Source organism: Flavobacterium akiainvivens (genome assembly GCF_001278115.1).
In the GTDB taxonomy this organism is placed as follows: Bacteria; Bacteroidota; Bacteroidia; order Flavobacteriales; family Flavobacteriaceae; genus Flavobacterium; species Flavobacterium akiainvivens.
Genome location: NZ_LIYD01000005.1, coordinates 3,712,730 through 3,739,027, shown reverse-complemented (window position 1 = coordinate 3,739,027; position 26,298 = coordinate 3,712,730). Strand labels below are relative to the sequence as shown.

At 45.6% G+C, this 26,298-nt stretch carries 24 protein-coding genes and 1 tRNA gene; 9 read left to right on the top strand and 16 right to left on the bottom strand.

Going from position 1 to position 26,298, the window contains the following annotated elements; translation table 11 throughout:
- Positions 1-16: 16 nt before the first annotated feature.
- Positions 17-1,306, bottom strand: a complete 1,290-nt coding sequence (locus tag AM279_RS16825; RefSeq protein ID WP_054409184.1) for a flavin monoamine oxidase family protein — start codon at positions 1,304-1,306, stop codon at positions 17-19.
- Between the two features lie 129 nt (positions 1,307-1,435).
- Here AM279_RS16825 and AM279_RS16820 point away from each other — a divergent pair, with 129 nt between their 5' ends.
- From AM279_RS16820 to AM279_RS16805, 5 genes are all read left to right on the top strand, one after another.
- The gene (locus AM279_RS16820) at positions 1,436-2,023 is read left to right on the top strand and encodes a TetR/AcrR family transcriptional regulator (protein ID WP_054409182.1); all 588 of its coding nucleotides are present in this window, start codon (positions 1,436-1,438) and stop codon (positions 2,021-2,023) included.
- Between the two features lie 35 nt (positions 2,024-2,058).
- Positions 2,059-2,850 carry an SDR family NAD(P)-dependent oxidoreductase gene (locus AM279_RS16815; RefSeq protein WP_054409180.1) on the top strand — a complete coding sequence of 264 codons (792 nt, stop codon included), beginning with the start codon at positions 2,059-2,061 and terminating at the stop codon, positions 2,848-2,850.
- Between the two features lie 103 nt (positions 2,851-2,953).
- The gene (locus AM279_RS20985; RefSeq protein WP_201782554.1) at positions 2,954-3,265 is read left to right on the top strand and encodes a DinB family protein; all 312 of its coding nucleotides are present in this window, start codon (positions 2,954-2,956) and stop codon (positions 3,263-3,265) included.
- 14 nt (positions 3,266-3,279) lie between these two features.
- Positions 3,280-3,456, top strand: coding sequence for a DinB family protein (locus AM279_RS20980; protein WP_262494136.1), 177 nt, complete (start codon positions 3,280-3,282; stop codon positions 3,454-3,456).
- Complete coding sequence (locus AM279_RS16805; RefSeq protein WP_054409179.1) at positions 3,457-4,176, top strand: DKNYY domain-containing protein; 720 nt, start codon at positions 3,457-3,459, stop codon at positions 4,174-4,176.
- Positions 4,177-4,210: 34 nt separating this feature from the next.
- On the opposite strand, the gene AM279_RS16800 is transcribed toward AM279_RS16805, so the two are convergent.
- The 15 genes from AM279_RS16800 to AM279_RS16730 all read right to left on the bottom strand — a co-directional run bounded on the left by AM279_RS16800 (position 4,211) and on the right by AM279_RS16730 (position 21,030).
- A tRNA-Arg gene (locus AM279_RS16800) sits at positions 4,211-4,282 on the bottom strand.
- Positions 4,283-4,370: 88 nt separating this feature from the next.
- The gene (locus tag AM279_RS16795; RefSeq protein ID WP_054409178.1) at positions 4,371-4,820 is read right to left on the bottom strand and encodes a GatB/YqeY domain-containing protein; all 450 of its coding nucleotides are present in this window, start codon (positions 4,818-4,820) and stop codon (positions 4,371-4,373) included.
- A 96-nt stretch (positions 4,821-4,916) separates the two neighbouring features.
- A complete protein-coding gene (gene ftsZ, locus AM279_RS16790) occupies positions 4,917-7,106 on the bottom strand; it encodes a cell division protein FtsZ (protein ID WP_054409177.1) in 2,190 nt (729 codons plus the stop codon).
- Between the two features lie 13 nt (positions 7,107-7,119).
- A complete protein-coding gene (gene ftsA, locus AM279_RS16785; RefSeq protein WP_054409176.1) occupies positions 7,120-8,550 on the bottom strand; it encodes a cell division protein FtsA in 1,431 nt (476 codons plus the stop codon).
- Positions 8,551-8,554: 4 nt separating this feature from the next.
- On the bottom strand, positions 8,555-9,277 hold the full coding sequence (locus AM279_RS16780) for a cell division protein FtsQ/DivIB (RefSeq protein ID WP_054409175.1): 723 nt from the start codon (positions 9,275-9,277) through the stop codon (positions 8,555-8,557).
- Positions 9,264-10,613: a UDP-N-acetylmuramate--L-alanine ligase gene (gene murC / locus AM279_RS16775; RefSeq protein ID WP_054409174.1), complete on the bottom strand. Its 1,350-nt coding sequence runs from the start codon at positions 10,611-10,613 to the stop codon at positions 9,264-9,266. Before murC ends, AM279_RS16780 begins: the two co-directional genes overlap by 14 nt.
- Positions 10,614-10,685: 72 nt before the next feature.
- Positions 10,686-11,777, bottom strand: a complete 1,092-nt coding sequence (gene murG / locus AM279_RS16770; protein WP_054409173.1) for an undecaprenyldiphospho-muramoylpentapeptide beta-N-acetylglucosaminyltransferase — start codon at positions 11,775-11,777, stop codon at positions 10,686-10,688.
- A 123-nt stretch (positions 11,778-11,900) separates the two neighbouring features.
- Complete coding sequence (locus AM279_RS16765) at positions 11,901-13,211, bottom strand: FtsW/RodA/SpoVE family cell cycle protein (protein WP_054409172.1); 1,311 nt, start codon at positions 13,209-13,211, stop codon at positions 11,901-11,903.
- Positions 13,212-13,318: 107 nt separating this feature from the next.
- The gene (gene murD, locus AM279_RS16760; protein WP_054409171.1) at positions 13,319-14,653 is read right to left on the bottom strand and encodes a UDP-N-acetylmuramoyl-L-alanine--D-glutamate ligase; all 1,335 of its coding nucleotides are present in this window, start codon (positions 14,651-14,653) and stop codon (positions 13,319-13,321) included.
- Between the two features lies 1 nt (position 14,654).
- Positions 14,655-15,881 carry a phospho-N-acetylmuramoyl-pentapeptide-transferase gene (gene mraY / locus AM279_RS16755; protein ID WP_054409170.1) on the bottom strand — a complete coding sequence of 409 codons (1,227 nt, stop codon included), beginning with the start codon at positions 15,879-15,881 and terminating at the stop codon, positions 14,655-14,657.
- 4 nt (positions 15,882-15,885) lie between these two features.
- Positions 15,886-17,346 (bottom strand): UDP-N-acetylmuramoyl-L-alanyl-D-glutamate--2,6-diaminopimelate ligase, encoded by a 1,461-nt coding sequence (locus tag AM279_RS16750; protein WP_143090410.1) that lies wholly within the window; start codon positions 17,344-17,346, stop codon positions 15,886-15,888.
- A complete protein-coding gene (locus AM279_RS16745; RefSeq protein WP_054409168.1) occupies positions 17,346-19,331 on the bottom strand; it encodes a penicillin-binding protein in 1,986 nt (661 codons plus the stop codon). The genes AM279_RS16750 and AM279_RS16745 overlap by 1 nt, the downstream gene beginning before the upstream one ends.
- Complete coding sequence (locus AM279_RS16740) at positions 19,322-19,669, bottom strand: FtsL-like putative cell division protein (RefSeq protein WP_054409167.1); 348 nt, start codon at positions 19,667-19,669, stop codon at positions 19,322-19,324. Before AM279_RS16740 ends, AM279_RS16745 begins: the two co-directional genes overlap by 10 nt.
- A 4-nt stretch (positions 19,670-19,673) precedes the next feature.
- Complete coding sequence (gene rsmH, locus AM279_RS16735) at positions 19,674-20,582, bottom strand: 16S rRNA (cytosine(1402)-N(4))-methyltransferase RsmH (protein ID WP_054409166.1); 909 nt, start codon at positions 20,580-20,582, stop codon at positions 19,674-19,676.
- Positions 20,560-21,030 (bottom strand): division/cell wall cluster transcriptional repressor MraZ, encoded by a 471-nt coding sequence (locus tag AM279_RS16730; protein ID WP_054409165.1) that lies wholly within the window; start codon positions 21,028-21,030, stop codon positions 20,560-20,562. Before AM279_RS16730 ends, rsmH begins: the two co-directional genes overlap by 23 nt.
- A 419-nt stretch (positions 21,031-21,449) precedes the next feature.
- On the opposite strand from AM279_RS16730, the gene AM279_RS16725 reads away from it, so the two are divergent.
- From AM279_RS16725 to dnaG, 4 genes are all read left to right on the top strand, one after another.
- Positions 21,450-22,235, top strand: a complete 786-nt coding sequence (locus AM279_RS16725; protein ID WP_054409164.1) for an alpha/beta fold hydrolase — start codon at positions 21,450-21,452, stop codon at positions 22,233-22,235.
- A 73-nt stretch (positions 22,236-22,308) separates the two neighbouring features.
- Positions 22,309-23,223: a cation diffusion facilitator family transporter gene (locus AM279_RS16720; RefSeq protein WP_054409163.1), complete on the top strand. Its 915-nt coding sequence runs from the start codon at positions 22,309-22,311 to the stop codon at positions 23,221-23,223.
- 155 nt (positions 23,224-23,378) lie between these two features.
- Complete coding sequence (locus tag AM279_RS16715) at positions 23,379-24,056, top strand: XAC2610-related protein (protein WP_054409162.1); 678 nt, start codon at positions 23,379-23,381, stop codon at positions 24,054-24,056.
- A 224-nt stretch (positions 24,057-24,280) separates the two neighbouring features.
- Positions 24,281-26,293, top strand: a complete 2,013-nt coding sequence (dnaG, locus tag AM279_RS16710) for a DNA primase (RefSeq protein WP_054409161.1) — start codon at positions 24,281-24,283, stop codon at positions 26,291-26,293.
- Positions 26,294-26,298 lie beyond the last annotated feature (5 nt).

Sequence of the window (26,298 nt, the reverse complement as noted above, 5' to 3'; positions counted from 1 at the left end):
AGGCTTGTGCTGATTTTTAGTTATTATCCAAAACGTATGCGGCAACGTTTTTACCGCTGGTAAGCGCCGCCTCAACAGTGCCCATAGCAGGCCCGTTATAAAGATATTCACCTGCAAAATATAGTGTTTCAATAGGCTGTTGTAATACATTTCGGGCCTCGGCACTCTCTACTTTATCATAAGCATACGAGCCAAGGGTAAAGGGTTCGGCAGTCCAGTTTGTTATATTCCATGCCACGAGCTTATTTCTTAAAACAGGCACATCCATTTTAAAAATAGTGCTTAGCGAGGTAAGCGTTATCTCTAAAACAGCTTCAGGAGAGGCGTCTTTCTGCTCATAAGCAGGCGGGCCGCCCAGCCAACCGGTAAGCAACGGGCTGCGGTTGGGTACCTGTGTCCAGAATGTGGGTATAGCTTCATCAGCAAATAAAAAACCCATTGTACCAAGCCCCTTACCGGTAAGCCCGGTTATGGCATTATCTTCCCAAAAAGGGGTATCAAACTCTAAAAGGATTTTTATTATTGAGCCAAAGCCTATTCCATTAAACGCCTTTGTGTAATGAGGAATTGGCGGGTTAAATGTTATAGCACCAGCCTGTAAAACGCCTAACGGCAGGGCAATAATTACTTTTGCAGCTTCATAAATCAATCCATCTGCTGTGCTAACCTTTACAACATTCTTAGACCAGGTAATAGCTGTAACCGCTTTATCGGTTAATATATTGTTCCCGGCTGAGATAATGGCTTTCGCCAGATAGTCAACCAGCTTTCCATAGCCTCCTGTAATACGGTGCTGGGCATCTTCATCTTCATGGTTCCATTCATTACGCAGGGCAAAGGCCGAAACATCATGAATATCTGCCGTATCATATCCTGCGACATAGTTTTCAATCTGGTTACGCATTTTGGCGTACTTTTCATCTGAAAAATGTTGGTCAATAAATACCTGCATGGGCATATCTTCCTCCAGGCGGTTAAGCTTATCCAAAAACTCACCAAATCCTTCTATAAACTCATTGCTTTTCTCAAAAGTACCATTGTGGTGCTGCCACATTTCAAAATCAACCCCTGTAGTAGCTATCCCGGCTTCTTTAAGCAGGCCGAGGGTTACCGGCAGGTTGCCGTGTACAAACTCGGCTCCAAGCTCAACGGGGTTGGTAAAACCATTTGTAACGGTGTGTATGCGCCCGCCAATGCGGTTTCGGGCTTCAAGAACGGTTACAGATTTCCCTGATTTAACAAGGGTGTAAGCAGCCATGAGGCCTGCTGCCCCTGCACCTACTACAATAATGTCTGGTTTTTTCATGCTGTGGAGAGATGCAGCAAGTTAGCAATTTTATGCAATTGCCCTCTTACCCAAAACAAACAAAAGTTTTACTTGTGCTTGTTATTTTTGACAATTATATTAATTTTGTATCGCTCAATACAAAAAAATATGAAACACAGAGGCCGCCCCACAGTACACGCAGAAACTACCATAATTAACCGTGCACAAAAGGTATTTTGGGAAAAGGGATACACAGCAACTTCATTATCTGATTTACTTGAAGCGTCGGGCAGTGGCAGTGGCAGTTTTTATAATACTTTTCGCGGAGGCAAAAAAGAAGTGTTCAGCAAATCCATACAACAACGCAGGGATGCCTTTGCGGCATTTAAAAAACAAACAGAAGAAACCGAAAGGCCGGTTGAGCTGATAAAAAACTTCTTTAGGGGCATAGCTAATGAGCCCGAAACAGAACATAAAAAAGGGTGTATTATTGCCAACACCCTTGTAGAAATGACCTTTATAGATGCTGAACTTGAAGCTGAGGCATCCAAAATTTTAAAGGAAGTTGAGCAAATGTTTGTGACTTGTATTGCATATGAGCAGGAAAACCGAACATTAAAAACCAATATTTCTGCACTGTTATTGGGCAGGCAGCTGATAACTTTTTGGTGTGGGCTAAACAGCCTGAGAAGAATGTATCCTGACAAAAATATCTTATCAGAACAAATAGAACTACAATTAGCTATTCTTAGCTAATTTTTTTAATTAATTATGGATTAATCATTACAAAAATGAATTTGAATTTAGAACACAAAAAAGCTTTCATAAGCGGGTCAACACAAGGAATAGGTTATGCAATTGCACAGCAACTGCTGGCAGAAGGTGCTGAAGTAACTATAAATGGGCGCGATATATATAAAACCGGCACCGCCGTTGATGCCTTGAAAAAACAATTTCCGGAGTCAGTTGTAAAAGGAATTGCAGCGGACTTTAGCAACATTGATGAAGTAAACAACCTTTTATCTCAAATTGATGATATAGACATCCTGATAAATAATGTAGGGATATTTGAACTAAAAGACTTTGAAGCTATTAACGATGATGACTGGTACAAAATATTTGATATTAATGTAATGAGCAGCGTTAGGCTTAGCCGTCATATTATGGCAGGTTTGCTTAAGAAGAAGTGGGGACGCATACTATTTATCAGCAGCGAATCAGGCGTTAATGTACCCGGTAACATGATACATTACGGTATGACCAAAGCAGCAATGATGGCACTTAGCAACGGACTTTCTAAATTAACCCGAGGAACACAGGTTACTGTAAACACAATTTTAGGCGGCCCTACATACTCAACAGGGGTTGCTGCTACCATAAAGGCATTAGCAACAGCACAGGGTATTGATGTTGAACAAATGAAACAAGGTATTATTACACATACAAACCCTGACTCGCTGTTACAGCGTTTTATCAATCCGGAAGAAATTGCCCATCTTGTAACATACCTCGCCAGCCCCTTATCAAGCGCAACTAACGGAGCTTGTTTAAGGGCAGACGGCGGAGTACTAAGGACTGTTTAACGATTTTTTAGCTGAACATAATTAACCTTTTATAACCACTTAAAAGGTTAATTATGTTTTGATTGTAATTGACCATAGCTAACTTTACTAAAAAACCAGCGCTATGATTTTACAATCGCTCATTCAGGAATTTGAACAGGAGACAGAAAATACCCGAAAACTACTACAATCAGTACCCGAAAAAGACCTGGGCTATAAGCCTTCGGCTATTTCATGGACTATGGGCGAACTTGCCCAGCATATAGCCACTATTTATTACTGGTATGTGGGCGTGTTAACGCAGGATGTTTATGATATGGCTGCCGATAGCCTGGAACGAGGCTCAACCAACGATATTAAGGCCACCCTGGCGCTTTTGAAAGCAATGTTGAGAAAGCCCGTGCCGCGTTGCAATCTGCCACAGAAACACAGCTAAACGATAATTGGACCATGAAAGTGGCCGACAAGGTGGTACTTGGCCCTATGCCAAGGGATATTGTAGTGCGCAGTACACTCTTTAATCATATTTACCACCACCGTGGCGAAATGATTGTTTACCTGCGTGCTACCGGCAATAAAGTACCCGGATTATATGGCCCTACTTATGAAGACCAAAATAAGAACTAAATGAAAGATTTTGGAAACGGTTTTACCCTTGTAGACAAGAGCATCTATCGTTATGACTCAGAAACGTTTACATCTCTTAAAAAAGTAATTGATTATGACTCTTTTGAGCTTGTAGAAGCCTATAAAGACAAAACCTTTTATTTTAAAGACAGGAACAGGGTGTATGTTACCAGCTACATGTGTACCCCATCGGTAATTGAAGGCGCCAATCCCAAAACTTTTAAAGTAATTGATACTGAAGAAGGTATTGGCTTTGACGGCAATAACTATTATTGGTATCAGGAAACGTTGCCTTATGATTACAGCAAGGCTGAGAAGTATAACGAATACTATGTAAGGGTTGGTCAGCAGGTATTCTTTTTTACCATATTTGTTGATGGCGCAGATGCAGATACCTTTAGCATTATATGGCAAAATATTGCCCGCGATAAAGACAGCCTGTTTTTTAAAGGGGTAAAAGAACCTTTGGTAGACATTGATACTTTTAAAATGGTACCGGGCTGCTTTGATGATTTCCACCTTGACCAAAGCCATACGTATTATGCTGCCAATAAGGATAATGTATACTTTATAAACACTATTAGCAGAGGGCTAAAAAAGCTGAGCGGTGTGAAGCCTGCTGAGTTTTCGGTAAAAATTGTGGACGAAAGGCTCTATGGCCTCACCCCAAAAGGATATTATTATTTCGGGATTAAGAAGAAAGGCGACATTCCACAATAAATAAGGGCAAATGACTTAATCATTTGCCCTTTTGTGACCCCATCGGGATTCGAACCCAAATCGTCAGAACCGGAATCTGATATTCTATCCATTGAACTATGGAGCCGGAATTTTTGTTTCAGGTTTAAAGTTTCAGGTTTGTTTTACCGTTTTGAGTGGTAACCTGGAACCGAAACCTGAAACCTGAAACAAAACTACGCTAAGCTCTTCTTAACCACAGTGCTTATGGTTTTGCCATCGGCCTGGCCTGCAAGTTCTTTGCTGGCTATGCCCATAACTTTGCCCATATCGGCCATGCCGCTAAAGTTGTTTTCGGCAATAATGCGGCGCACTATTACTTCTACCTCTTCTTCACCCAGCTGCGCCGGAAGGAATTTTTCAATTACGGCAACCTGTGCAAGTTCAGGGTCAGCAAGGTCCTGGCGGTTTTGCTCAATGTATATGTTAGCACTGTCTTTGCGCTGTTTTACCAGCCTTTGCAGCAGCTTTATCTCTTCTTCGGCGCTGATTTCCTCTTTAGCACCGCTTTCGGTCTGGGCTAAAAGAATAGCCGATTTAATAGCCCTGAGCGACTCAAGCGCTACGGTGTCTTTTTCTTTCATGGCCGTTTTCATGGCATCCATGATTTGTGATTGCAAACTCATAGTACGGGTATTAAAATGTGTGTGCGAAGATAAAAAAATAACCCGAAAACATAGTAATGTTTTCGGGTTAAGGTTCACATTCGGGTCAGTTAACTCTTAGTCTACATTATCGTGTAAAAACGAGTTGTTAGAGCGCAGTGTAAGGTCGTCATTGCTGTCGAAACCCAATGACAGGCGCGACTTGCCGCTGTCTGTCCTTGGTGCGCTTATGTCTACACCCATCCTTTTATAGGCGGGCTCTTTTTCAAACTCTTCAATACGCGTGGTATTGTTGTGGAACTTATGGTTAAAGTCCTTCATTTTCCTGCGGCGCTCCTCTGCCCTAAGGCGAAGTGTTTCATCAATAGTCATTTCCATTGGCGAAACCTCTACAGGTGCAGCTGGCGCTACCGGCTGTTGCTGTACAGGCTGTACTTGTTGTACAGGCTCAAAATGCTGTACGGGCTGCACAGGTTGCTGTTGTACCGGCGGCTGTGGCGTAGCAGGCACTTCAGGCTGTATGCTTGTATCCCTAAAGGTAAAGTTAAGCTCAGGCGCTATGGTTTCTTCAACCTTTGCAGCAGGCTTGCTGTTTAACAGCTCGTTTTCTTTTTCAAGGTAATCCTCAAGCGAGAAACGGATGATGCCGTTTTCATTCAGTTCAGTCATCGGCACAACTTCTACCGGCTCCTGTACTTTTATGTTGCGCACCTCGTCGTTAAGGCTAAACATTAGCTTTTCCTCACTCTTAGCGTTGTCTTCTACAAGGTCGAAGGTAAAGGTAAACTGCTCTTCTTTCTTCTCAACAATTACAAACTCAGGCTCAAACACCTCTATGTCCATAATATTTTTAACCGGTGCAGGCTGATAAACAGGTGCTGCGGCTACAGGCTGTACCGGAGCTTGTTGTGCCACAGGCTGAACCTGGAATACAGGCTCTGGCTGAAATACAGGTGCTGCTGGTGCCTGTGCAACCGGTGCAGCTTGTGCTACGGGCTGTGCCACTACAGGCTGCCCGCTAACCGGCTTAACTATTTCAAAGAAAACATCAAGGTTTTTTATGTATTCTGAAGTTGCATACTCGTCAACTTCAGCTACGAACTTTTTTTCTACAACCTCTTCCTCCTCCTCAAGTGAAAAAACTATTTTTTCTTCCACAACAGGCTCTTCAGCTACAGCTTTAGGCTCAGAAGCAGGAGTTACAGGCGCTGCAAAGTCAAATCCCTGTACAATGGGCTTTTGGGTAAGGTCGTGCACCATGCTCTGGCCTTCCTCAAGGGCGTGTACAATTTTCTTTGGCTCTGTATTTACAATTTCGTTTTGTTGCTCAATATTAAAACCGGTTGCAATAATGGTTACTGCAACGGCTTCGCCCAGGCTTTCGTCTTCGCCCACACCCATAATGATGTTGGCATTATAGCCGGCCTCGCTTTGTATGTGGTCGTTGATTTCACCTATTTCATCAATAGTGATTTCAGTTGTACCCGATACTATTAGCAGCAGTACATTTTTTGCACCTGTAATTTTATTATCGTTAAGCAGTGGGGAATCAAGCGCACTAACAATAGCATCTTTTGCCCTGTTGTCTCCACTTGCCGTAGCCGACCCCATTATAGCGGTACCGCTGTTGCTAAGTACGGTCTTGGCATCTTTAAGGTCGATGTTTTGGGTATAGTGGTGCGTAATAACCTCTGCAATACCGCGTGATGCCGTTGCCAACACCTCGTCTGCCTTGCTAAAGCCCGCCTTAAAGCCCAGGTTACCGTAAACTTCCCTTAGCTTGTTGTTGTTAATAACAATAAGCGAGTCTACCTGTTTCCTTAGCCTTTCTACACCGGCAAGTGCCTGCTCGCTGCGCACCTTGCCTTCAAACTGAAACGGTATGGTAACAATGCCCACCGTAAGTATATCACGCTCTTTTGCAAGCTGTGCTATAACCGGGGCAGCACCTGTACCGGTACCGCCACCCATACCGGCTGTAATAAACAGCATTTTGGTATTGGTATCGAGCATTTTTTCTATTTCTTCAATGCTTTCCAGTGCGCTTTGCTGGCCCACATCTGGGTTGGCGCCGGCGCCAAGGCCTTCTGTAAGGTTTAAGCCCAGCTGTATTTTATTAGGCACGGGGCTGTTTTGCAATGCCTGAGAGTCAGTATTGCAAACCACAAAATCTACGCCTTTAATTCCCTGTTTAAACATGTGGTTTATAGCGTTGCTTCCGCCTCCGCCTACGCCCACGACCTTGATTACGTTTGACTGGTTTTTAGGCAGGTCAAACGAAATGCTTCCAAATTCTGCGTTCATCATAATCAACGGGTTTTTATTCTGCGTTATCTAAAAAATCTTTAATCTTATCTATATACTTGTCAAAAAACGACTTCTTCATTTTCTTTTCGGTCGTTTCTTCGGCCACATGGTGTGCCACCGGCTGGTGTACTGCCACCGGCTCCGGCTGTGCGGCAACAGGCTGCGGCGCTGCTACAGCTACCGGCTCAGCTACCACAGTATTAACTACAGGTTGTGGCTGTGGTATTACCCTGCGCACCGGTTCCGGTTTTTGTATTTCTACAAGCGGGGTTGCACTAAGGGTGTTGTTGCGCAGGCTGTTTATAACAAGGCCCACTGCCGTGGCATAAAGCGGGCTGCTCAGCTTTTCATCGCTGCTGCCTGCAAGGTGCTCGTTAGGGTAGCCTATGCGGGTATCCATACCGGTAATGTACTCTACCAGCTGTTTTATATGTTTCAGTTCAGAACCACCACCTGTAAGCACTATACCGGCTATCAGTTTTTTGCGTGGGTCTTCGTGGCCGTAGTTTTTAATTTCGGCAAATACCTGCTCTATGATTTCCACCACACGGGCGTGGATAATCTTGCTCAGGTTTTTAAGCGATATTTCTTTTGGCTCCCTGCCGCGAAGGCCCGGTATAGACACAATCTCGTTATCTTTATTTTCGCCAGGCCATGCAGAACCAAACTTCACTTTAAGAAGTTCAGCCTGCTTCTCGATTATCGAGCAGCCTTCTTTTATATCATCGGTAATTACGTTGCCACCAAATGGTATTACAGCCGTATGGCGAATGATACCGTCTTTAAAAATGGCAAGGTCTGTAGTACCGCCACCTATATCTATAAGCGCAACACCGGCTTCTTTTTCTTCCTGGCTTAATACGGCATCGGCACTGGCCAATGGCTCAAGGGTAAGGCCCGAAAGGTCTAAGCCCGAGCTCTTGATGCACCTGCCCACATTGCGTATAGATGAGGCCTGGCCCACCACCACGTGGAAGCTGCTTTCCAGCCTGCCGCCATACATGCCTATAGGCTCTTTAATTTCGCTCTGCCCGTCTATTTTAAACTCCTGTGGCAGCACGTGGATAATTTCCTCGCCCGGCAGCATGGCCAGTTTGTGCACCTGGTTTATAAGCAGGTCTATATCGGCATCGCCTATTACCTCTTCGGCATTAGGGCGGCTTATGTAATCGCTGTGCTGTATGCTGCGAATGTGCTGGCCGGCAATGCCCACCACCACATCGTTAATTTTATAACCGCTGTCCTGCTCGGCATCGGCTATAGCTTCCTGTATAGACTGTATGGTTTGGGTAATGTTGTTAACCACGCCGCGGGCCACGCCCAGGCTTTTTGATTTGCCAACGCCAACAATTTCCAGTTTACCATACTCATTTTTCCTGCCTATCATTGCCACAATTTTTGTGGTACCAATGTCTAAACCTACTGCAATGCTGTCTCTTTCCATAAGCCTACTTTTTAGTGCACACCACCTGGTGCAAAAACACAAGGTTTACCGTTTTGTAATTTTTAATCAATGTATCTTTTACCGCATCCTGAAGGAATGCCTTGTAATTCTTAAATTTTGCCTCAACATTATACGGGCTGCCAAAGTAAATATCATAATCATACCCCCTGGTGCTCATTATTACCGAACCGTTTTGCTGTATCGATAAACCCGTTATATTCTTTTTTAAAAAATCGTCGTCGTAAATAAAATCCAGTAGCCTGCCCAATCTTTTACCATCTATCTTTTGCACTTCGCCGGTAACTAAGGGCACCCTGGCCGTTTGCTTTTCGCTAAGCGGCATTTTGTTCCCTTCATAGTCCAGATAGTATGATTGCGTCCCCTCAAAAACGCGCGCAACAGGCTTTTTTTGTGTAACCTTAGCAACGAGTTTTCCATCTACCGTGGTGTAAACTTCTGCCTGTCCGACCATAGGGTTTTTAGCGATAGTTTTCTCCACCTTATGTAAATCTACCTCAACTTTTTCAACACCTGCGGCACCCCAAAAATTTTGTATCAACAATTTATTAACCATTTCTTTGGTTATAAAACTGTCTTTTGAAATGAACTCCACCACCGGTTTTTTTACCATGCGGGCATCATTTCTACGTGTGGCAAAGGCATACAGAAACACCAGTGTGCACAGCATTAAAACCAGCCTTATGTTGTTCCAGTTAAACCTTTTCATCTACTACTTTTTTAATATCGGGCACCATCTCGCCTATATCTCCGGCGCCTATGGTTACTACCACTGTGGCATCGGTTAATTTTACCACCTGAAGCAGGTCTGCCTTACTGACAAGCCTCTTATTATCATTCTCAATCTTATCCAGCAGCCACTGGCTTGTAACGCCCTCAATGGGCAGCTCGCGGGCCGGGTAAATATCTAACAGCACTATGTTTTCAAACTGCGAAAGGCTTTTGGCAAAACCATCGGCAAAATCGCGTGTGCGGCTAAACAAATGCGGCTGGAATATAGCGAGTACCTTTTCATTTGGGTACAGTTCTGTTACCGCCTGGTATACTGCATCAATTTCTGTAGGGTGGTGCGCATAATCATCTATATACACCAGCCCCGGTTTTTTTATCTGGTAGGAGAAACGCCTCCTGACACCCTTAAAGCTTTCAAGCGCTTTGGCAATATCACCACCTGCAACGCCGTATGTTTTGGCCATGGCCAATGCCAGCATGGCGTTAGTAAGGTTGTGCCTGCCCGGCAGCCCGAAGCGAATATCTTTTATAACTTCCGACGGCGTTTGTGCATCAAACACATACCAGCCGTTTTCTATCCTTACATTCACGGCCGAGAACGCCCCTGTGCCAACCCCAACCGTTACCCCTTCAATAGGCAGCCCGTTGGTTTTAAACAGGTGGTTTTTGTCTTCTACCTTATCGGCAAACTCACGGAACGATGCCTCGATAGAAGCCGTATCACCGTAAATATCCAGGTGGTCGGCATCCATACTTGTTACGCAGGCAATATCCGGGTGCAGGTGAAGGAATGAGCGGTCAAACTCATCGGCTTCAGCCACGGTAACGGTTTTGCCGCTGCCTATCAGGTTGCTGTCGTAATTTTCTACAATACCCCCAAGGAACGCTGTTACATCTACGCCGCTTTCATACAGTATGTGGCCCAGTATGCTGCTGGTTGTGGTTTTGCCGTGTGTACCGGCCACTGCAAAGCAAAACGTGCCTTTGGTTATAATGCCCAGTACTTCTGCACGCTTTTTAACCACAAATTCATTCTGCAAAAAGTAGTTCCACTCCAGGTGATCCTTTGGTACCGCGGGTGTTACCACCACAAGCGTATTTTCTTTATTGAGGTACGGCAGGGCTATAAGCGCCACGTTATCCTCAAAATGTATGTTTATGCCCTCTGCCTTAAGCTCATCGGTAAGGTGTGTGGGCGTTTTATCATAACCGGCTACATTTTTGCCTATAAACTTAAAGTAGCGCGCCAGGGCACTCATGCCTATGCCGCCAATACCTATAAAATAGACGTTATGTATGTTTTTTAATTCCATTTCTGAGCTGCTAAGCCGCAGAGCCGCTGAGCTTCTTAGCTTAGGCGCTAAGAGGCTAAGTAGCTAAGAAGCTTACTTTAATAGCTTTACAATCTCTTCAACTATATCTTGTGTGGCATTTATTTTTGCCAGCTTTTTAATATTTTCTCCCAGCTTTTGGCGTTTATCGTCGTTTGAAAGCAAATCTTCAAACAACGGCTGAAACTGCGTGTCGAGCTGAGCTTCTTTTAGCAATAACGCACCCTCTTTATCTACAATGGCCTGGGCGTTTTTGGTCTGGTGGTCCTCCGCCACGTTAGGCGAGGGAATAAACAGCACCGGCTTGCCCACTATGCAAAGCTCTGATACCGATGATGCCCCGCTGCGTGATATAACCACATCTGCCGCGGCATACACCAAATCCATCCTGTCAATAAAACTCAGCACCTGAACATCGTCTTTATCGCCATAGTGCCTGTATTCTTCAAAATAAAACTTGCCGCACTGCCATATTACCTGCACGTTTTGCGCCTGTAGCCATACCAGCTCTTTTGCAATAAGCTGGTTGATGCGGCGTGAACCAAGGCTTCCGCCCAATACCAAGAGGGTCTTTTTATTCGGGTCGAGGTTAAATTTTGTAATGGCCTCTGCCCTTTTTTGTTCTACCCCTATCAGGTCGCTGCGCACCGGGTTACCGGTGTGTACTATTTTTTGCGCCGGGAAAAACCGCTCAAGGTTATCGTAGGCCACACATATTTTCTTCGCAAACTTAGACAGCCATTTGTTGGTAATGCCGGGGTAGGAGTTTTGCTCCTGTATAACCGTTGGCACGCCCATTCCGGCTGCGGCCCTAAGCAATGGCCCGCTGGCAAAACCACCGGTACCTATAACCACATCGGGCTTAAACTTCTTTACAATCTTGCGGCTCTTTATAAGACTGCTCATCAGCTTTAGCGGAAACATGGCGTTATCAAGCGTTAGCCTGCGCTGTATGCCTGCAATCCACAGGCCTTCTATTTTGTAGCCCGCCTGCGGCACCTTTTGCATCTCCATCTTGTCGCTGGCGCCCACAAACAATATTTCGCAATCCGGGAAACGCTCTTTAAGCCCATTGGCAATAGCCACCGCCGGGTAAATATGCCCGCCTGTGCCGCCGCCGCTCAAAATAAAACGCTTGTTTCCCATCTTAAAGGTTCTGAGGTACTGAGGCGCTAAGGTTCTTAGCCTTTCAGTACCGTATATTTTAATTATCAAATTTCATTTTTGCGCTTTTCCCTCAGTACCTAAGTACCTCAGAAACTCAGCACCTTATTTCCCCATTACCGCCCGCATGGGGTTTGCGGCATCTTCCACCGAATAGGCTGCCGGTTCGGCTATGCCTGCTGCTTCGGCTTCTTCCTTTTGCTTTTCGCGAAGGATGTGCTCTTCAATCAACTGGTTCAGCACGGCCTCGCGGTCTTCTTTTTCTTTTATCTCGGCGGCTATCTCTTCTTCTTTCTTGGTCACGCTGATGATGATGCCTATAGAGATACACGTCATCCATATTGAGCTACCACCGCTACTGATAAGCGGCAGGGTTTGCCCCGTGGTGGGCAGCAGCTCAGTAGCTACACCCATGTTTATAAGTGCCTGGAATATGATAGGGAAACCAAGCCCCACAATTAATAGTTTTCCAAACAGCGATTTTGCCTTGTGTGCCGATACCAAAAACCTAAAGAACAGCATGAGGTACAAAAACATTACCGTTAGCCCGCCCAGCAGCCCGTATTCTTCTACTATAATAGCGAAGATAAAATCGGAAGACGACTGTGGCAGGAAGTTCTTTTGCTCGCTCTTGCCCGGGCCCACACCATACACACCGCCGGTAGCTATGGCAATCTTAGCCTTTTCTACCTGGTACTGGTCTTCGCCTTCTTCGGTATTGGTAAAGTTTTCTATACGGCTCATCCAGGTGTGTACCCTGTTAGGCATTGCTTTAGGGAATGCCAGTGCAAACAGTATAAATATGGCAAGCATTGCCGCACCTATACCTATTACACCACCCAGGTACCTTAGCGGATAGCCGCCTACAAACACCAGCATGCTCACCATACTGAACATAAGCGCTGCCGTACTAAAGTTAGCCGGGAGTATAAGCGCCAGTATAATAAACACCGGCCCCCACAGCTCTATTACAGACGATTTGAATGTTATGGGCTTGTCCTGCATTTTGGCCAGGTAGCGCGCCACATATATCATAAGCACTATGTTTGCCAATGACGAAGTCTGGAACGTAACGCCTATAAACGGCACCTTGATCCAGCGGCTGGCGTTAGCACCATCTATAACCGTGCCCTGCATAAAGGTATACACCAGCAGCAGCGCCACCACCGGTAACAGCAGCTTAGACAGGCCGCGGTAGTAGTGGTAGGGTATTTTGTGCACCAGGTATATTAACCCGAAACCAATAAATATATGAACCAGGTGCTTAACCAGATAACCCACGGTAGAGCCCTTGCCTATTACATACACCAGGTTTGCGCTGGCACTGAAAACAGGCATGAACGAGATAAGGGCCAGTAGCATTACAAACGACCAGATTCCTTTGTCTCCCTTTAGGTTATTGATTAATTCTTTCATTACTTTTATTCTTTTTGTGAGAAAATAAGATTCCTCAACTCCGCTGCGCTTCGTTCGGAATGACACAGCGCACTCTTTATGACTTTTGTCTTTCGACTTTTGACTCCTTAGAGATTCTGAACCGCGGCTTTAAACTGCTTGCCACGCTCTTCATAGTTTTCAAACAGGTCAAAGCTGGCACAGGCAGGGCTTAGTAGTACGGTATCGCCCTTTTCGGCAAGCTTCTGGGCTATTTTAACTGCTTCGGTCATGCTTGTGGTTTCCACCATAACATCGGTTACGCTGCCAAAAGCATCTACTATCTTCTTGTTGTCTACACCCAGGCACACAATGGCCTTTACCTTTTCGCGCACCAGCGGCATAAGCTCGTTATAGTCGTTACCCTTGTCTACACCTCCCACAATCCACACGGTAGGCCTTGTCATGCTTTCCAGCGCATAGTAGGTACTGTTTGTATTGGTAGCCTTACTGTCGTTTATATACTCTACATTTTGTATGGTAAGCACTTTTTCAAGCCTGTGTTCTACACCAGAGAAGTTAGACATACTCTCCCTTATGGTTTTTTTCCTTATATTTTTTAGCTGTGCTACCGCTATTGCTGCCATTGCATTCTTTACATTGTGTTTCCCTTCAAGAGATAATTCGTTTATTGGCATGGTAAAGTCTCCTTTATTAAGTGTGCTTACTATTGTGTTGTTTTCTACATACAGCCCTTTTTTATTTTTACCCGAAAGCGAGAAGGGAACTAACTGCGCCTTGGTTTTGTGTTCTTTCATCCAGTTGGCTATGGCCTCGTCATCGGCATCATACACCAGGTAATCTTTTTTGCCCTGGTTCATGGTTATCCTGAACTTGGCGGCTATATACAGCTGGTAGTTGTACTCATACCTGTCAAGGTGGTCCGGGCTAATGTTTGTTATTACGGCAATATGCGGTGCATAGGCCACAATACCGTCAAGCTGAAAGCTGCTCAGCTCAAGCACAAACCCCTCAACCTTGTTTTCGGCCACCTGCCAGGCATAGCTTTTGCCAATGTTGCCTGCCAGCCCCATATTAAGCCCGCCCTGTTTAAGCACATGGTGCGTTAGCATGGTGGTGGTGGTTTTGCCGTTGCTGCCCGTTATGCCTATGGTTTCTACATCGCTAAACTTTCTGGCAAACTCAATTTCAGATATTACCGGTACACCCTTTTCCTTCAGCTTTTTTACTATCGGGCTTTTATCGGGTATGCCCGGGCTTTTCATTACCACATCGGCATTAAGGATTAACTCCTCTGTATGCTTTTCTTCTTCCCAGGCCAGTTTATTAAGTACAAGAACTTCTTTATAATTATTTTTTATCTTCCCGAAATCAGAAAGGAACACGTCATACCCTTTTTTCTTACCCAGGATGGCAGTGCCCACACCGCTTTCCCCGCCGCCTAACACTACTAACCTTTTCATATTACCTTAGTTTTAATGATACAAGGCTGAATATGGCAAGCAGTATGGCTATGATCCAGAAGCGGGCAACGATTTTACTCTCGTGGTAGCCCTTTTTCTGGTAGTGGTGGTGCAGCGGCGCCATGAGGAAAATCCTGCGGCCTTCGCCAAACTTTTTCTTGGTGTACTTAAAGAAGCTTACCTGCATAACCACCGAAAGGTTTTCTGCCAGGAAGATGCCGCACAGCACCGGTATAAGCAACTCTTTGCGCACCGCTATGGCCAGTACCGCTATTATGCCCCCTATGGTAAGGCTGCCCGTATCGCCCATGAAGACCGAAGCCGGATAGGTATTGTACCAGAGGAAGCCTATGAGAGCCCCTACAAACGCGGCGATGTACACCGTCATTTCCCCCGAATTGGGGATGTACATTATATTCAGGTAATTACTGAAAATGATGTTACCCGAAACAAAGGCAAATATGCCCAGGGTGAGCACCGCAATGGCCGATGTTCCTGCCGCGAGGCCGTCTATACCATCGGTAAGGTTAGCACCGTTGCTTACTGCCGTAATGATAAAAATCACTACCGGTATAAATATCAGCCATGCATAGTCTTTGTAATCGTCTCCCATAAAAGACAATATCTCGGCATAGTCAAACTCATTATTTTTAAAGAACGGAATTGTTGTGGCAGTCGATTTTTCTTCAACCGGGGTGGCGGCAACTACTGTGCGGCCTTCGGCAAAAATGTCTACCTTACCGGTATCTGTCCTTACCGTAACACCCGGGTGGAAGTACAGTATGTAGCCCACTATAAGCCCAAGCCCTACCTGGCCTACTACTTTAAACCTGCCCTTAAGGCCTTCTTTATCTTTTTTGAATATCTTGATGTAATCGTCAATAAACCCTATGGTGCCCATCCACAATGTAGTGATAAGCAGCAGCATGATGTATACGTTATCGAGCTTGGCAAACAACAGCACCGGTATAAGCGTACTGAAGATAATAATAAGCCCACCCATGGTTGGCGTACCTGCCTTCTGGCTCTGGCCTTCAAGTCCCAGTTCGCGCACGGTTTCGCCTATTTGCTGCCTGCGCAAAAAGTTAATAATGCGCTTGCCAAACACCGTAGAGATAATAAGCGACAGCAACACCGCCATACCCGAACGGAACGTAATGTACTGAAACACCCCCGCCCCCGGAAAGTTTGTGTGTTTGTCTAAATACTCAAATAAGTAGTACAGCATATTGCTATTTGTTTAATTGGCCTAAAATTTCCTTCACGGTTTCCATGTCATCAAAATCATACTTCACCCCCTTAATTTCCTGGTACGTTTCATGGCCTTTGCCGGCTATGAGTATAATGTCGTTAGGGCGGGCCAGCTGGCAGGCTATTTTTATGGCCTGGCGGCGGTCTACCACTGCTACCGTTTTTTTATAGTTTTGGGGCTCTACCCCTTTTTCCATGTCTTCAATAATATCCTCAGGCGCCTCACTACGCGGGTTATCGCTGGTAAAAATGGCCTGGTCGCTCATGCTGCTGGCTATGTGTGCCATAACGGGGCGCTTGGTTTTATCCCTGTCGCCACCGCAGCCCACAATGGTTATAAGCTTCTCGTTGCGCGTGCGGATGTTCTCAATGGTATTAAGCACATTTTCAAGCGCATCGGGCGTATGGGCATAGTCTACAATGGCTGTTACATTAGTTTCAGACACAATAAACTGAAACCTGCCGCTTACGCTTTCCAGCTCGCTCATAAGCCTAAGCACCTCACGGTCTTCAAGGCCCAGGTTAACCGCAGCACCATAAATGGCCAGCAGGTTGTAAGCATTGAATGTGCCGATAAGCTTTACCCAAACCTCTTCGTTATTAATTTTAAGAAGCAGGCCGCTTAGCTGGTTTTCCAGAATCTGGGCTTTGTAATCAGCATAGGTTTTAAGGCCGTAGGTAAGTTTTTTTGCAATGGTGTTTTGCAGCATTACCAGCCCGTTTTTATCATCTACATTAACCAGGGCAAACGCCTGGCGCGGCAAATGGTCAAAGAACGATTTTTTTACATCCCTGTACTCAGCAAAAGTGCTGTGGTAGTCCAGGTGGTCATGGCTAAGGTTGGTAAAAATACCCCCGGCAAATTGCAACCCTTCGGTGCGGTTTTGGTGTATGCCGTGCGAGCTTACCTCCATAAAGCAGTAGTCTGCCCCTGCGTCTACCATCATGCGCAGGTATTTGTTTATGGTAAGGCTGTCAGGAGTAGTGTGCGTAGCTTTATACTCCGTTTTGTCTACCATTATCTTTACCGTACTTAAAAGCCCGGCTTTAAAGCCCGCATTCATAAACAGCTGATACAATAGCGTGGCTATGGTGGTTTTACCGTTAGTACCGGTTATGCCCACCAGCTTTAACTGCTCAGACGGGTTGCCGTAATAATTGCTGGCCATGTATGCCAATGCAGCACTGGCGCTCTTAACCTCAACATAGGTAACGCCTTCTGCAATTTCTTCGGGCAGGGTTTCGCACACTATGGCTTTTGCACCCTGCGCTATGGCTTTGCCAATAAAGGCGTGGCCGTCGCTCACTGTGCCTTTTATAGCCACAAAAACATCGTCCTGCGCCACAAGGCGGCTGTCGAACTCAATCTTTGCCACAGCAATATCTGTAGGGCCGCTAACAGCCTCTAAAGATGTTTTATATAATATGTCGCGTAAAAGCATCACAATAATTCGAGTGTTATAGTTTGGTTCTTCTGAAAAGCCTGGCCCGGTTGCAGCGATTGCTTTTTAACCTTGCCACTGCCCACAACCTCTACCTTAAAGCCCATTTCGCCCAGGAGCGCCACAGCGTCCATTCCGCTCATGCCTATAATATTTGGCACGGTGCTTTTCTTTTTATCCTTGCTGTAGTAGCCAGCATACAGGTCTTCCTGTGCCTTAAGCGGCTTACTAAGCGTTTTAACCTCGTTAGTGGTAGGCGCATCGGTAAATATTTTTTGCGCTATGCGGCTAAATACCGGCCCGCTAACATCGGCACCATAATAGCCCTTGCCCACATGCGGCTTGTGTATAATAACAATGCACGAATACTGCGGGTTATCTGCCGGGAAGTAGCCCACGAAAGACGACGCATAATACATATCGCCATCCCTGCTTTTGCCTTTGCCATAGTTAACCTGGGCAGTACCTGTTTTACCCGCCATACTAAAGTTGGGCGAATACAGCTTAGAGCCTGTGCCCTTCTTTACCACATTTTCAAGAATCTTACGTACTTTATTCAGCGTTTCATCGCTACATATTTTAGGGTTAAGCACCACCTTATCGTAGGTTTTAATGGTCTTGTCCCACTCTTTAATTTCCTGTACAAACAGCGGCTTTACCATTTCGCCGTTGTTAGCCACCGCGTTATACAGTGTTAGCGTTTGCAGCGGCGTTACACTTATGCCATAGCCAAAGCCCATCCACGGCAGTGACAGCTTAGACCAGCCTTTATCGCCCGGCTTTGGTATGCGCGGGCTGGCTTCGCCCTTTATAGACACACCCAGCTTGCGGTCGAGGTTAAACTCGTTAAGGCGCTTAAGGAACTGCTTGGGGTTATCTTTATAACTCTCATACAGCGCCTGTACCAGTATGGTATTGCTTGACAGCTCAAAACCCCTTGCCAGCGATACCTTGCCGTAGCCCCCCCTGTGCGAATCGTGCACGTGGCGGCCGTAGTAAGTAATATCTCCGCCTTTAGAGTCGAACACCTGGGTGGTATCTACCTTACCATCTTCAAGCATTGCCAAAAGACCTGCCAGCTTAAAGGTAGAACCGGGCTCGTGCGCCTCGCCCACGGCATAGTTTATGGTTTCATAATACGAACCATCTGTAGCGCGGCCCAGGTTGCTTATAGCCCTTATGTAGCCGGTTTTGGTTTCCATAACCACCACACAGCCGTGATCTGCCTCATAATACTCCAACTGCTTTAGCAGCGCATGGTGGGCAATATCCTGTATGTACACGTTTATGGTGCTTACCACATCATAGCCGTCTACAGGCTCTTTTTCGTTATTATCGCTTATGGGCTTCCAGTGGTTTTTAGCAATCTTCTGCATTTTGCGGCGGCCGTCTTCCCCTTTAAGGTAGTGGGCAAACGCCCCCTCTATACCCACATCGCGGCCCGGGTCATAGCCTATGGTGCGCTCTGCAATTTTGCCCATAGGATGCTCGCGCACAATACGGTTTTCTACAATAACACCACCCTTAAACGCCCCAAGGTTAAACAGCGGGAACGACTTTATACGGGTAAGCTCGGTATAGCTCAGGTCTTTTACCACAAGCATGTACCTGTTTTTTTCCCTGCGCGCCTTTTCAAGCTCGTAATAGTAGAATTCTGACGACTTGCCCAGCATGATGCTAAGCGAATCAGCCAATCCCTGCCGGTATTTATCAAAATCCTCACCTTTTGGCGCCAGGGCATCAAACCTTACCGTGTAGTTAGGTATAGATGTTGCCAGCAGGCTGCCATCTGAACTATATACATTGCCCCTGTTAGATGGCAGTGCAAAATCTTTAACCGTGGCATCCTGGGCCAGCTGACGGTAATAATCGCCCTCTACCCACTGTATGTTTGCCAACTTTACAGAAACAAGTATAGCCATCACAAAAATTGCGAAGGCTACTGCATAAATACGGTACGAGAATTTTTTGTCTTCTACTGCCATAATTTTTGCCAGAAATTCTGTTGTTCCTGTTCGGTTACTTTTATCTTTTTGGGCGGCACCCTGGATGGGAATATTTCCCGGGCTTCCATTTTGCGCGCCACCGTGCTTTCCATCCTTAGTTCCATGAGCTGGCTGCGGCGGTCTACAAACTCGCTACGCAGCAGCTTTACCTCATTTTCGAGCGCTGCTATGCGGTAAATTTTCTGCTCATAATTATGCGAATTGGCAATCATGAGCATGGCCACCACAATAAGGAATACAATAAAGCGCCAGTTGCCTGCCGAACCCTGGTCTACCAGGTATTTTGCCTTTAACAAACTGTATACGCCGTTTTTCATATCCTTATAATTTTTCTGCCACCCTTAGCTTGGCGCTGCGGGCGCGGTTGTTTTGCTCTATCTCCTCATCAGTTGGGATTATAAGCTTTTCAATACTTTTAAAAGGCACTTCAAAATTGCCAAACATATCACGCTCCGGCTCCCCTTCGAACATACCGTTGCGCATGTAGCGTTTTACCAGCCTGTCTTCCAGCGAATGGTAGCTTATTACACTAAGCCTGCCGCTGCCGGGTTTCAACACCTCAAGCGACTGTTGTAAAAACTCTTTAAGCACTTCCATTTCCTGATTTACCTCTATACGGATGGCCTGGTATATCTGCGCCAGTATTTTATTGCTCTTGTGCGCCGGAAGAAACCTTGACAAAACCGTTTTCAGGTCGCCCGTATTAGCTATAGGCTTTACCTGCCTTGCTGCTATTATTGCTGATGCAAGAGCACCGGCATTGCGCAAATCACCATAATCAAAGAACATTCTTTTAAGGTCTTTCTCCTCATATTCATTAACCACCCTGTATGCATCGAGGTCGTTTTTCTGGCTCATCCTCATGTCCAGCCCGGCATCAAACCGAGTACTGAACCCTCTTTCTGCCACATCAAACTGGTGCGATGACACCCCAAGGTCGGCCAGTATGCCGTCTACCTCTTTTATGCCATAAAACCTAAGGAACCTTTTAATAAACCTGAAGTTTTCCGGAATCAGGGTAAACCGCTCATCATCTATTATGTTAGCCTGCGCATCTTCATCCTGGTCAAAAGCAAAGAGCCTTCCGTTTGGCCCCAGGCGTTTCATAATCTCCCTGCTGTGCCCTCCGCCTCCAAAGGTTACATCTACATACACACCATCGGGCTTTATATTGAGTCCGTCTACCGTTTCCTTCAGCAATACGGGGTTATGATATTCCGTCATCGTCATTTATATTTCCCATTACTTCCTCAGCCAGGTCGGCAAAATCAATTGCCGCTTCATCAATTGCCGCTTCATACTTAGCCCTGTCCCATATTTCAACAATGTTTACAGCGCTTGACAGCGTAACCTCGTTTTTAATACCCGCAAAGGCCATAAGGTCTTTAGGTATAAGCAGGCGGCCTGCCGCATCAATCTCTACCACCTTAACCCCTGCTGTAAAACGGCGAATAAAATCGTTGTTCTTTTTTACGTAGCGGTTAAGCTTGTTTATCTTGGCCATTTCCTTGTCCCATTCTTCCATTGGGTAAAGCTCCAGGCAGGGCTGAAAAACCGAGCGCTTTAGCACAAAACCCTTTTCCAGAACGGCATGCAGCTGCTTCTTGAGAGGAGCCGGAATCATCATCCTGCCCTTCTCATCGGCCTTACATTCATATGTTCCTATAATGGTTGTCAAGGAGTTAGGTCATAAACGTTTATAAGGCAAATATATAGATATTTTCCCCACACTTTACCACTTACTCCCACTTTTGTTGATAAGTTTTAACCCACTTACCACTTTGCAGTTATAAAACAGTCCTTAAAAAAAATTTAAACCCATGAAGTTTTTGCAGGCTTAAAGACATCAAAACTGATGATTTCTAAAATTTTAAGAATTATTAACAATCAAATTAAATATACGGTAATAATAGGCATAATTACAAAAATTTGTAACCAAACCACCCATTTACGGTTATAAAATTTCAAACTCAAAAAACAATACTCTACTAATTTAGTAGAGTGTAAGCCAAAATTAACCCAAATGTTACGTGAGTAAAGTTTTGTTAATAGAGAAATATATATATTTGTGCTGTTTGAACAGATTTTTAAAAGCGAATGCAAAGCACTAATAACGAGGGTAAATACCACTACTACGAAGCCGGAGAAGGCACACCTATTATAATACTACACGGCCTTATGGGCGGCCTGAGCAATTTTGACGGTGTGGCAAAATACTTCCCCGAGCACGGTTATAAGGTTATTATCCCTGAACTGCCCATTTATACACAAAGCATATTAAAGACAAACGTAAAGGCTTTTGCCAAGTGGGTAAAAGACTTTATTACCTATAAAAAGCTGGACCGCGTTATACTTTTAGGCAACTCGCTGGGCGGCCACATAGCGCTGTACCACACCAAGATGTATCCTGAAAAAATGCTGGGCCTGGTTATAACCGGCAGCAGCGGCCTGTATGAAAGCGCCATGGGAGACAGTTACCCGCGCCGCGGCGATAAAGACTATATAAGGAAGAAAGCGCAGGATGTGTTTTATGACCCTGCCATTGCTACCGAAGATATTATAGACGAGGTGTATGCCGTGGCTAACGACCGCCTTAAGCTTATAAAAACCCTTACCATAGCCAAGAGCGCCATTAGGCACAATATGGCGAAGGACCTGCCTAAGATGCACGTGCCTACCGGTATTATATGGGGCAAGCAGGATAGCGTAACCCCGCCCGATGTGGCCGAGGAGTTCCACAACCTGTTGCCTAACAGCAACCTGTACTGGATAGACAAGTGCGGGCATGCCGCCATGATGGAACACCCGGACGAGTTTAACCGCCTTATGCACGAGTGGCTAAAAAAAACAGGTATAGACCCTACAAGCCCTAAGGCACCTTAATCAAAGCCCCTAACCCCACATTAAAATACAGGTGGTAAAAAGTGGAAGCCATAAAAAATTACAATAAATAGAAATGTCTCACGACCATTCGCACCACCACGGGCACGACCACCATCACCACACATCGGCCAAGAATATAAAAGCGGCCTTTTTTCTTAACCTGGCGTTTACCATTGCAGAGGTTATAGGAGGATTCTATGTTAACAGCGTATCTATACTTAGCGATGCGTTGCACGATATGGGCGACAGCCTTTCACTGGGCCTGTCGTGGTACCTGCACAACAAATCTAAACAAGGGGCCGATGCCAAATTTACCTTTGGCTACAGCCGTTTCTCGCTATTAGGCGCGCTTATAAACAGCGTGATACTTATGGTGGGTTCCTGCTTTGTGATTTATGAAGCCGTTAACCGCTTTTTTCACCCTGAACCGGCTGATGCCGTGGGCATGCTGTATTTTGCCATACTGGGCATTGCCGTAAACGGTTATGCCGCATGGAGGCTGAGTGGCGGCACCAGCATGAACGAAAAAGTAGTAAGCTGGCACCTTATTGAAGATGTGCTGGGCTGGGCAGCTGTGCTTGTTGTGTCTATTGTAATGATGTTTACCGACCTGCCGTGGCTTGACCCGGTACTGAGTTTGTGCATTACGTTATTCATTCTCTACAATGTACTTGGCCGCCTTAAAGAAACACTTATTATATTACTACAAGGGAGCCCCGCTGATATTGATGCCGAACAGATAAAAGCCGAGATACTGCAACTGCCTAACGTGGCAGGCATGCACCATGTAAATGTATGGTCGCTTGAAGGGGAACACCATGTGTATACCGCCCATATAAAAACCACGGGAATTTCTACTTTCCCTGAAATTATTGAATTAAAACGCAAGGTAAAAGACATCCTTAAAAAACATCCTTTTAAGTTTTATACTATTGAGGTGGAACTTGAGGGTGAGGAGTGTGAGCTGCAACCTAAAATAGCGGAGTAATTTTTAACCACCCCGCCCTACGTCCCGATAGCTATCGGGACCTCCGGAGGAGAGGAATCGACTCATACCCTAAAAATGCTGGCGAAAAAGCTTTACTTTTAGAATACTAAATGTTGAGTTTCTTTCGTTGCAGATTAATACCTAACCTCCTTACTATGTACCGTTTTATTTTCCTGGCAATTGTATTGGTATTGGCTTCATGCAAAAAAGAAATACCCACGACAATGCTTCCATCGGCTCCAAAAGCCCCTGAAACCGCGCATAAAGAAACTGTATTTCATCAGGATACTATTTATAAGTTACTTGAAACCGCCAAGGCTATTGACACCCTTGAATTTGACGGTGCCGATTTTGAGAAAGAGATACCTGAATTTGGCTATATTAAAACCGGTCGGTTTCTGTCAGATGATAAAGATGCGGTTTTGATAAGCCTGGACGATGACAATTACAAAGTGGAACTTTATACCCTGCAAAACAGCAATTGGGTAAAAAAAGATGAAATATCCGGCCTTGAGGCGGGCGTTATACAATTTTATACGCGGTATGCCGACTTTGATTTTGACGGGCATAAAGACATTTACATACAATATGCCTGTAGTAACGGCCTTGCTTTTTCATATGGCCATTTGCTAACTATAAACCCTAAAACAAAAAAGCTAACCTACCATAAAGAGGCTTTTGACCTTGCCAGTATAGAACCCAACCCTAAAACCAAAACGGTTATATCTTTAGACATTCGCGACTGCCTGATGGAACATGATACCTGCCAGATTAAAAATGTTTGGAAAAACGGCAGGCTTAAAACGTTACCTAAAGATTGTGGCTGTGAGTAATAAGATTAGAACTGCAACCTAAAAATAGCTGAGTGAAGCTATTCCCCTCCACCGGAGGGGTGGCGAAGCCGGGGTGGTTCATCTGTAAAAAACCTAATTCTTATCATTTCACCCACCCCGCCCTACGGGCACCCCTCCGGAGGAGGGGAATCCACTCATACCCTAAAAATGCTGGCGAAAAACTTTGTAACTTTGCTTCTTTGTTACTTTGCAACCCATAAGACTTGATTTCTAAAAATACCATAGACACCGTTTTTGAAACCGCCCGTGTAGAGGAGGTTATCGGCGATTTTGTTACCCTGAAACGCTCGGGCACCAATTATAAGGGCCTGAGCCCGTTTAGTAACGAGAAATCGCCCAGTTTTATGGTAAGCCCCGTAAAGCAGATATGGAAAGATTTCAGCTCAGGCAAGGGCGGTAATGCTGTGGCATTCCTTATGGAGCACGAGCATTTTACCTACCCGGAGGCCATTCGCTACCTGGCGCGCAAATACAACATAGAAATTGAGGAAACCGAGCAAACCGATGCCCAGAAGGAACAGGCCAACGAAAAAGAAAGCATGTACCTGGTTTCGGAGTTTGCAGCGAAGTATTTCCAAAATGTACTGCATAATACTGATGAAGGCCGGTCTATAGGCTATTCCTACTTTAAGGAGCGTGGCTTTACCGGCGAAACCATAAAAAAATGGGGGCTGGGTTATTCGCCTGAAGAATGGGATGCTTTTAGTAAGGAGGGTATTTCTAAAGCCTACAAGCTGGAATATCTGGAAAAAACAGGTTTAACTATCGTCCGTGAAGACGGCAGGATGGCAGATAGGTTCAGGGGCAGGGTTATGTTTCCCATACAAAGTATGAGTGGCAGGGTGCTGGGTTTTGGAGGTAGGATATTAGGCAACGACAAAAAAGTAGCCAAGTACCTTAACAGCCCCGAAAGCGATATTTACCACAAGAGCAAGGTGCTGTATGGTATTTTCCATGCCAAGCAGGCCATTGCCAAGAAAGACAACTGCTACCTTGTAGAGGGCTATACCGACGTGATACAGCTGCACCAGGCGGGTATTGAAAACGTGGTGGCCTCAAGCGGCACAGCGCTAACGCCCGACCAGATTCGCCTTATTAGCCGCCTTACCAAGAACATTACCGTACTGTTTGACGGCGATGCTGCGGGGCTTCGTGCTTCTATTCGCGGTATTGACCTGATTCTGGAAGAAGGCATGAACGTTAAGGTGTGCTCTTTCCCTGATGGGGATGACCCGGACAGCTTCGCGAAGAAAACCCCGCATGACGAACTTGTAAAATACCTTGAGGAAAGTCCGAAGGATTTTATCCAGTTTAAGGCATCATTACTAATGGATGAAGCCAAGGCCGACCCGGTTAAGAAAGCAGGGCTTATACGCGATATGGTGGGGAGTATTGGTAAGATTCCGGACCGTATTCAGCGTGAGGTATATGTGCAGGAAGTGAGCCGTATTATGGACATCAGCGAGCAGATACTGGTAAGCGAGCTGGCGCAGGTAAGCAGCAAAGAGGTTGCCGAGGCCGACAAGAAATTTAAGGATGAGCGCAAGGCACAGGCCATGCAGGTGGTGCCCGATATGCCCGATGCCCCGCAGGAACGCATTAATATATTAGACCGCGTAGAGCGCCGTATTATAGAAATCCTGTTGCTGTATGGCGATACCGAACAGGACTTTGAAGACGTTTATATTAAATATGACGAGTTTGGGAAGGAGTTTGAACACACCGAGCGTAAAAGCTACAAGGTGTACGAACGCATTTACCTGAACCTTCAGGAAGACGAAATACAGTTTACCAACCCCATATTCCAGGCACTGTACAAGGCCATTACCGACCATTATTTTGCGCAACAACAGGTGCAGGCCGGGACTGAGACTGAGACTGCGACTGCGACCGGTAACTTTCTCAACAACCTGCCGCCGGAACTGCAATCTGTCGCAACCGATATTTATATGCAGGATGAGAAGTACAACCTGCACGAGTGGGAGGAAAAGCAGCAGATACCTGTTAAACACAAGAGCCAGAGTATTTCGGTATACACCAATGAGCATATTATTGACCTGCGCTGGCTGCTTTTGGGCCGCCTGATACAGGACCTTAAAATGCAGGTTAGCCCCGATGCTGATAATATGGAAATACTTATGGCGGTTAACGACTATAACGGCCTGGTCAACTACCTTTCGCGCAAGCTGAGCAGGCTCCGCAGCTCGTTTTATTAGTTGTT

What these genes read in the sequence shown, in the direction of transcription:
- AM279_RS16825 (WP_054409184.1), bottom strand. Translation starts at nt 1,306, where the DNA reads ATGAAAAAACCAGACATTATTGTAGTAGGTGCAGGGGCAGCAGGCCTC.
- AM279_RS16820 (WP_054409182.1), top strand. Translation starts at nt 1,436, where the DNA reads ATGAAACACAGAGGCCGCCCCACAGTACACGCAGAAACTACCATAATT.
- AM279_RS16815 (WP_054409180.1), top strand. Translation starts at nt 2,059, where the DNA reads ATGAATTTGAATTTAGAACACAAAAAAGCTTTCATAAGCGGGTCAACA.
- AM279_RS20985 (WP_201782554.1), top strand. Translation starts at nt 2,954, where the DNA reads ATGATTTTACAATCGCTCATTCAGGAATTTGAACAGGAGACAGAAAAT.
- AM279_RS20980 (WP_262494136.1), top strand. Translation starts at nt 3,280, where the DNA reads ATGAAAGTGGCCGACAAGGTGGTACTTGGCCCTATGCCAAGGGATATT.
- AM279_RS16805 (WP_054409179.1), top strand. Translation starts at nt 3,457, where the DNA reads ATGAAAGATTTTGGAAACGGTTTTACCCTTGTAGACAAGAGCATCTAT.
- AM279_RS16795 (WP_054409178.1), bottom strand. Translation starts at nt 4,820, where the DNA reads ATGAGTTTGCAATCACAAATCATGGATGCCATGAAAACGGCCATGAAA.
- ftsZ (WP_054409177.1), bottom strand. Translation starts at nt 7,106, where the DNA reads ATGATGAACGCAGAATTTGGAAGCATTTCGTTTGACCTGCCTAAAAAC.
- ftsA (WP_054409176.1), bottom strand. Translation starts at nt 8,550, where the DNA reads ATGGAAAGAGACAGCATTGCAGTAGGTTTAGACATTGGTACCACAAAA.
- AM279_RS16780 (WP_054409175.1), bottom strand. Translation starts at nt 9,277, where the DNA reads ATGAAAAGGTTTAACTGGAACAACATAAGGCTGGTTTTAATGCTGTGC.
- murC (WP_054409174.1), bottom strand. Translation starts at nt 10,613, where the DNA reads ATGGAATTAAAAAACATACATAACGTCTATTTTATAGGTATTGGCGGC.
- murG (WP_054409173.1), bottom strand. Translation starts at nt 11,777, where the DNA reads ATGGGAAACAAGCGTTTTATTTTGAGCGGCGGCGGCACAGGCGGGCAT.
- AM279_RS16765 (WP_054409172.1), bottom strand. Translation starts at nt 13,211, where the DNA reads ATGAAAGAATTAATCAATAACCTAAAGGGAGACAAAGGAATCTGGTCG.
- murD (WP_054409171.1), bottom strand. Translation starts at nt 14,653, where the DNA reads ATGAAAAGGTTAGTAGTGTTAGGCGGCGGGGAAAGCGGTGTGGGCACT.
- mraY (WP_054409170.1), bottom strand. Translation starts at nt 15,881, where the DNA reads ATGCTGTACTACTTATTTGAGTATTTAGACAAACACACAAACTTTCCG.
- AM279_RS16750 (WP_143090410.1), bottom strand. Translation starts at nt 17,346, where the DNA reads ATGCTTTTACGCGACATATTATATAAAACATCTTTAGAGGCTGTTAGC.
- AM279_RS16745 (WP_054409168.1), bottom strand. Translation starts at nt 19,331, where the DNA reads ATGGCAGTAGAAGACAAAAAATTCTCGTACCGTATTTATGCAGTAGCC.
- AM279_RS16740 (WP_054409167.1), bottom strand. Translation starts at nt 19,669, where the DNA reads ATGAAAAACGGCGTATACAGTTTGTTAAAGGCAAAATACCTGGTAGAC.
- rsmH (WP_054409166.1), bottom strand. Translation starts at nt 20,582, where the DNA reads ATGACGATGACGGAATATCATAACCCCGTATTGCTGAAGGAAACGGTA.
- AM279_RS16725 (WP_054409164.1), top strand. Translation starts at nt 21,450, where the DNA reads ATGCAAAGCACTAATAACGAGGGTAAATACCACTACTACGAAGCCGGA.
- AM279_RS16720 (WP_054409163.1), top strand. Translation starts at nt 22,309, where the DNA reads ATGTCTCACGACCATTCGCACCACCACGGGCACGACCACCATCACCAC.
- AM279_RS16715 (WP_054409162.1), top strand. Translation starts at nt 23,379, where the DNA reads ATGTACCGTTTTATTTTCCTGGCAATTGTATTGGTATTGGCTTCATGC.